General features: G+C 66.6%; 4 protein-coding genes. 3 read left to right on the forward strand and 1 reads right to left on the reverse strand.

Annotated features, from left to right (window positions below; genetic code table 11):
• Positions 1 to 171: 171 nt before the first annotated feature.
• On the reverse strand, positions 172 to 780 hold the full coding sequence (locus tag DM995_RS18130) for a thioredoxin family protein (protein ID WP_116970605.1): 609 nt from the start codon (positions 778 to 780) through the stop codon (positions 172 to 174).
• A gap of 93 nt (positions 781 to 873) precedes the next feature.
• Between DM995_RS18130 and DM995_RS18135 the strand changes: the two genes are divergently transcribed.
• From DM995_RS18135 to DM995_RS18145, 3 genes are all read left to right on the forward strand, one after another.
• Positions 874 to 1,506, forward strand: a complete 633-nt coding sequence (locus tag DM995_RS18135) for a gluconate 2-dehydrogenase subunit 3 family protein (protein ID WP_116970606.1) — start codon at positions 874 to 876, stop codon at positions 1,504 to 1,506.
• 17 nt (positions 1,507 to 1,523) lie between these two features.
• Entirely contained in the window at positions 1,524 to 3,203 is a 1,680-nt protein-coding gene (locus tag DM995_RS18140; protein ID WP_116970607.1) for a GMC oxidoreductase, read from the forward strand.
• A 2-nt stretch (positions 3,204 to 3,205) separates the two neighbouring features.
• Positions 3,206 to 4,500 (forward strand): MFS transporter (locus DM995_RS18145; RefSeq protein WP_116970608.1); only part of this gene is annotated, 1,295 nt, incomplete at its 3' end.

Below are 4,500 nucleotides of genomic sequence, written 5' to 3' on the forward strand. Positions count from 1 at the left end.
ACCCCCACCGCCTTGCCCGCGCGGACGCGAAAGCTGGCGAAGAAGCCGCGATAGAAGCCGACGCCGTCGGACCAGTCCGCGCCATCGACCGGTGCCAGGAATTCGCGGCCTCGCTCCTGCGGCACCACGGCCGCGGCCGGCACCCAGTGCCGCGCGATGATGGTCATCGCCTCAGCCCCAGGACGGGTTCTTGCCGGGCAGCCACTTGATCGAGCAGCCCGCGCTCGGCACCTGATGGTCGGGCGCGGGCTGGCCTGCCAGCAGCGCATCGACGGCAGCGCGCATGTCCTCGCCGGTCACCGGCACATCAGTGCGCTGCGGCGGCGCGCCCGGCACCGGCGGATGCGGCAGCTTGGGCCGGCTCGAGCAGAACTGCCCGGTATAGAAGAGCGCGCGATCGGGTCCGTAGAGGAAGAAATCGGGCGTGCAGATGGCGTTATAGGCCAGTGCGATATCCTGGCTCTCGTCGTGCAGATAGGGGAAGGGCAGGTCGTGCGCTTTCGCGAATTGCTGCATATGAGGATAGTCGTCCTCGGGGAATTCCTCCGGAGAATTCGACGAGATCGCGACAACCTGGAGCCCCTTGGGTGCGTATTCGCGCGCAAAGTCGATCAGGCCGGGCAGCACGTGCAGCACCACCGGGCAATGGTTGCAGATGAACGCGACGAGCAGCGCGGGTGCCTCGAACTCCTCCAGCGTGCGAATGCGCCCGTCGGTATCGGGCAGCGCGAATGGGGCGGCATGCTTGCCGTAATCCAGCTGGCGGGACCATCTCAGCATCGTCTCTCTCCTCTAGAAATAGAATTTGTATTCTGATACGTGATTTTCTAGAGTGGGACAAGACGCACAGGCGCACGGGAGAGGCGGGTTATCATGGAGCAAGAACAGCCCCAGGGCTGGAGCCGCAGGCGGTTTCTGGGCGGCGCGGCGATACTGGCGGCGGTGGTCGGCGTGCCGCTGGCCGCGATCCGGTTGGATCTTTTCGACAAGGACGAAGCGCCGACCAAGCGCCAGCGCGAGCTGATGCGCACCGTCAGCCAGATCGTGATTCCCAAGACCGATACGCCGGGCGCAGGTGATGTGGGGGCCGGCGATTTCGTGCTGCTCGGCCTCGCGCATGGGCTGGAGAAATCGCGCACGCCGCTGCCCCAGGATGCGCCGGAAGCGCTGACCCGCCATGCGCGCAAGGATGGCTCGCTCGACCAGGCCGCCTGGCTCGAGGCCGAGCTCGACGCGCGCGCCAAGGGCGATTTCCTCAAGGCCGCGCCCGAGGTGCAGGCGAAGTGGCTCACTGCGCTCGACACCGAAGCCTATGCCGATGGCGTTCGCGAGCACCCGTGGCGCACGGTCAAGGCACTGATCCTGACCGGCTATTATACCAGCGAGCCGGGCGGATCGCAGGAGCTTCAATTCAATCTGGTGCCCGGCACCTACGAACCCGACGTGCCCGTGACGCCGCAGACCCGCGCCTTTTCGAGCGACTGGACTGCGGTCGATTTCGGCTGAGCGGGAAGGGAAAGACCATGGATTTCGATGCAATCGTCGTGGGCTCCGGCATTACCGGAGGCCTTGCCGCCAAGGAACTGACCGAGGCGGGCCTGAAGGTGCTGATGATCGAGCGCGGGCGCAATATCCGCCACCAGCAGGATTACACGACCGAGATGAAGACGCCCTGGGAGATGCCGTTCCGTGGGATCGGCGACCAGGAGATGTACGCGCGCGAACATGCGGTGCAGATGCTCAACCGGCATTTCACCGAATATACCCAGAACCATTTCGTCAACGATGCGCAGAATCCGTACAGCAAGGCGCAAGGCACCGATTTCAACTGGTTCCGCTCGTACCAGCTGGGCGGCCGCTCGCTGACCTGGGGGCGCCAGTCCTATCGCTGGTCGGATTATGATTTCGAGGCGAACAAGCGTGACGGGCACGGCACCGACTGGCCGATCCGCTATGCCGATCTCGCCCCCTGGTACGACAAGGTCGAGGAGTTCATCGGCGTGTCGGGCGCGAAGGAAGGGCTGAAGCAGCTTCCCGATGGCCGTTTCCTGCCGCCGATGGCGCTCAACCCGGTCGAGCAGCATGTGCGCGAGGTGATGCAGGCCAACTGGCCCGAGCGCCGCCTGACCATCGGCCGCACCGCCAATCTCACCGAGGGCAAGGGCGAGCGCGGGCAGTGCCAGAACCGCTCGATCTGCGCGCGCGGCTGTTCCTATGGGGCCTATTTCTCGACCCAGTCGAGCACCTTGCCCGCCGCGATGGCGACCGGGCGACTGACCGTCATCACCGATGCGGTGGTGGAAAAGCTCGACTATGATGCGAAGACGCGCCGGATCACCGGGGTACGCTATCTCGACCGCAACACCAGGGAGCGCAAGACCGCGACCGCGCGGATGGTGTTCCTCAATGCCGGCGCGTTCAACTCGGTGCACGTGCTGCTCAATTCGGCCAGCGAGGCGATGCCCAATGGCCTGGCCAACAGCAGCGGCGTGCTCGGCACGCACATCATGGACCATGCCAACACCCTCTCGGCGGTCGCGCTGATGCCGGGCTTCGAGGATCGCACGACCACCGGCAACCGTCCGACCGGCGTGGTTGTCGCGCGCTATCGCAACATAGACGCGATGGACGGAGAGGGGCATACGCGCGGCTATTCGTTCCAGGGCGGGGCGCTGCAGAGCACCTGGACCGCAGGCAAGCGCGATCCGGGCATCGGCGCGGCGCTCAAGCAGAAGCTGCAGAAGCCCGGCATGTGGCGGATGGTGCTGGTCGCCTTTGCCGATTGCGTGCCGCGCGCGACCAACCGGCTGACGCTCGATCCCAAGGCGGTCGATGCCGATGGCATCCCGCAGCTCAACATCGCCTTTGCTTTCGGCAAGGAAGAGCGCGCCGCGCTCGCGCAGGCCAAGGCCGATGCGGCGGAGATGCTGACCAGGGCGGGGGGCAAGGTGATCATGGGCTTCGACCAGCCCGGCGCGGGCGGCACCGCGATCCACGAAATGGGCGGCGCGCGCATGGGCCATGACCCTGCGACATCGGTGCTCAACAAATGGAGCCAGGCGCATGACATCGCCAATCTGTTCGTCACCGATGGCGCGCAGATGAGTTCGTCGGCCTGCCAGAACCCGTCGCTCACCTATATGGCGCTGACCGCGCGCGCCGCGGATGCCGCCGCATCGATGCTGCGCGAAGGCAAGATCTGACCGTGAACGAACCTGTCCCCCTGACGAAGCGTCAGCAGAATCTGGCGCTGGTGACATTGATCGTTGCGGTGGTGCTCGAGATCGTCGATCTGACGATCGTCAACACCGCGCTGCCTGCGATCACCTCGGGCCTGAATGCCTCGGCCGAGGCGATCCAATGGACGATCGCGGGCTATGCGCTCAGCTTCGCGCTGCTGCTGATGGCGGGGGGCAGGTTGGGCGACAGCCTGGGCTATCGCCGCGTGTTCCTGTGGGGCGTCGCCGGGTTCACGCTCGCGTCGGTCGCCTGCGGGCTCGCGCAGACGCCCGAGCAGCTGGTGCTCTCGCGGCTGGCACAGGGGGCGTGCGGCGCAATCATGTCGCCCCAGGCGCTGGCGCTGATGCAGGTGCTGTTCACCCCGCTCGAGCGCGTGTCCAAGCTGGCGCTGTTCGGGCTGGTCGGCGGGCTGGCGGCGATTGCCGGGCCGATCCTGGGCGGGCTGCTGATCCAGCTTGACCTGTTCGGCCTCGGCTGGCGGCTGATCTTCCTGATCAATCTGCCGATCGGGCTGTTCGCGCTGGCCTCGGGCTGGTTCTTCCTGCCCGATCGCAAGTCCTCGCATCCCGCAGGCTTCGACATGGTCGGGGTGCTGCTGTTCGGGGTCGCCGTGTTCTGCCTGCTCTGGCCGCTGACGCGTGCAGAGAACGGCTGGGGCATCGCGGAAGTGGGGGCGCTGCTGGTCGTTGCGCCGCTGCTCTTCGTGGTCTGGCGGCATGTCGCGGCGCGAGTGCGCGGACGGCAACCCGCGCTGTTCGATCCGTCGCTGCTGTCGATCCTGCCCTTCCGGCTGGGGCTCGGCATTTCGATCGTGTTCGCTGCCGCCAATGCCGGTTTCCTGCTGATCTTCGCCTTCGCGCTACAAAGCGAGCGTGGCGAGAGCGCGCTGACCACCGGCCTGCTGCACATGCCCTATGGGCTGGGCGCGATGATCGGCATCGCGGTGCTGGGGCGCAACTTCCTGCCGCGCTATGGCAAATGGGTGCTGGTGCTGGGCGGATTGACGCTGATGATCGCGGGCGCAGGCGTGCTGCTGGGCATCGGCTGGCTGGGCTTGTCCAAGGCCGCGCTCGCGCCGCTGCTCATCGTCGCGGGCCTGGGCATGGGGTCGCTCTCGGGCAGCATTGCACCGGTCTCTGTCGCGCAGGTCGATCGCGATCATGCCGGCGCTGCCAGCGGGATGATGAAGACCGCGCAGCAGGTCGGCGGGGCGCTGGGCATCGCGCTGGCGGGCAGCGTCTATTTCGTCTGGGGCCCGGG

Origin of the sequence: Blastomonas sp. UPD001 (assembly GCF_003426715.1) — a bacterium.
In the GTDB taxonomy this organism is placed as follows: Bacteria; Pseudomonadota; Alphaproteobacteria; order Sphingomonadales; family Sphingomonadaceae; genus Blastomonas.

Excerpts from the sequence above, each read along its gene's own strand:
- DM995_RS18130 (WP_116970605.1), bottom strand. The coding sequence starts at position 780 with ATGCTGAGATGGTCCCGCCAGCTGGATTACGGCAAGCATGCCGCCCCA.
- DM995_RS18135 (WP_116970606.1), top strand. The coding sequence starts at position 874 with ATGGAGCAAGAACAGCCCCAGGGCTGGAGCCGCAGGCGGTTTCTGGGC.
- DM995_RS18140 (WP_116970607.1), top strand. The coding sequence starts at position 1,524 with ATGGATTTCGATGCAATCGTCGTGGGCTCCGGCATTACCGGAGGCCTT.